The organism is Bulleidia sp. HCP3S3_C9, from assembly GCF_052064035.1.
GTDB lineage: Bacteria > Bacillota_I > Bacilli_A > Erysipelotrichales > Erysipelotrichaceae > Bulleidia.
Window position 1 is genome coordinate 1 of record NZ_JBQHWJ010000109.1, and the last position, 1,491, is coordinate 1,491.

A 1,491-nucleotide genomic window follows, 5' to 3' on the forward strand; every position below is an offset into this window, starting at 1 on the left:
TACAGAAAATGCAGATATTTTGACTATGATTTAGTCTTTTCTCTGCATCGTTTTTTTATTTAATTTGAATATATTATTGGTTTTATGTGTATTTAATTTGGCGTTCTACACCAGAACTATGCCGCCGCCCTGCGGATATGGGCGGGGAACGACAAAAAGGAAGCCCCTAAAAAGGGCATACCAGACTACTCATGCAAGGAGGGCGAGAGTTTATGAAGAATGAAATCAACGCGGTTTTGGAGAATATGACGACCACCATCCCGGAGCCGGAGGACTACACCGGCGAGGACGGTTTACTGTACTGCGGCAAGTGCCGCAAGCCGAAAGAAGCCTATTTTGCGCCGGATAAGGCCGCTATCTTCGGGCGCGACCGCCACCCGGCAGAGTGCGACTGCCAGAGAACCGCCCGCGAGGAACGGGAAGCCGCCGAAAAGCGGCGCAGACACCTTGACACCGTGGAAGAACTGAAACGCCGGGGCTTTACCGACCCCACCATGCGGGACTGGACTTTCGAGAACGACAACGGCAGGAACCCGCAGACCGGGCTTGCCCGCCTGAAATCATGGAACAATGTAAATCCAAGAAGAAGAGTCTGGTAGTGGAAGACTTGAATTTCAAGCAGTTGAAAACAAGGATGCTCTATCGACCAAAGAAGGAAAACAGAACATTATCGAGTTTTGCGTATAAAAAGATACTAGAAAAAGTAGAAAGAAAATGTTTGATGAATGAGGTGGATGTAATTAAAGTAGATCCAAAGAATACGAGTAAGATTGGAAAAGAAAAGTATACAAAGATCAAAGGACTGAGTGTACATTATTGTGCAGCCTATGTGATCAATCGAAGAGGCATGGGATTTGTGGATTAAATGAGATAAATAATCAGAACCAGAAGTTTATGATATCTTACTGGATGATAGGTACATAGATCATGGGTGAAATTCTGAAGTATTTATAAAAAAGCATACAATAAAAACTCCATCGCAAAAGACTGAATGGATCGGGATACCGAATGATTCAGAAAGATGGAGTGGATGTTGAAATGTTACCGGACGACTGGAAACGAACCGGGCACGTCATTTAGGCGTGTGACTTTTTCGCAGAAAAGTCTTTTCTTGAGAAAATAGGCCATAGTAAGTGTCCTCCAAGCATTACACTTTTACACCATATTTATAGCAAATAAATAAAAAAATAAAATAAATTTAAAGTACAAAAAAACAACGATAAATACTGGAGAATCTCGACTTTTTCTCAGAATATCCTCTAAACATTCATGGTGCAAACCTCTAAAGACGGGCATCCGGCGAGCTGAAGCGTGAGAGAACCGGAAAATCAACCAGATATATTCGCTTGAAATAGTGTATAAGAGTTATAAAAATAAAAATTGCTGAACTGAAAAGTTAAATTCCACTTTCAAAAGAAAAAAATTAAAGTTGAAATTAGTTGTGCAGAAACAGTGCTGACAGGTAAATTCAGTGCTGTTTTTATTGTGGAA

General features: G+C 41.3%; 2 protein-coding genes. Both read left to right on the forward strand.

Annotated features, from left to right (window positions below; all coding sequences use genetic code 11):
- The first annotated feature begins 212 nt into the window (after positions 1-212).
- Positions 213-599, forward strand: a complete 387-nt coding sequence (locus ACTND6_RS10960) for a hypothetical protein (RefSeq protein ID WP_441024278.1) — start codon at positions 213-215, stop codon at positions 597-599.
- The gene (locus ACTND6_RS10965; RefSeq protein WP_441024280.1) at positions 599-865 is read left to right on the forward strand and encodes a hypothetical protein; all 267 of its coding nucleotides are present in this window, start codon (positions 599-601) and stop codon (positions 863-865) included. Before ACTND6_RS10960 ends, ACTND6_RS10965 begins: the two co-directional genes overlap by 1 nt.
- The last annotated feature ends 626 nt before the right edge of the window (positions 866-1,491 follow it).

Excerpts from the sequence above, each read along its gene's own strand:
- ACTND6_RS10960 (WP_441024278.1), top strand. The coding sequence starts at position 213 with ATGAAGAATGAAATCAACGCGGTTTTGGAGAATATGACGACCACCATC.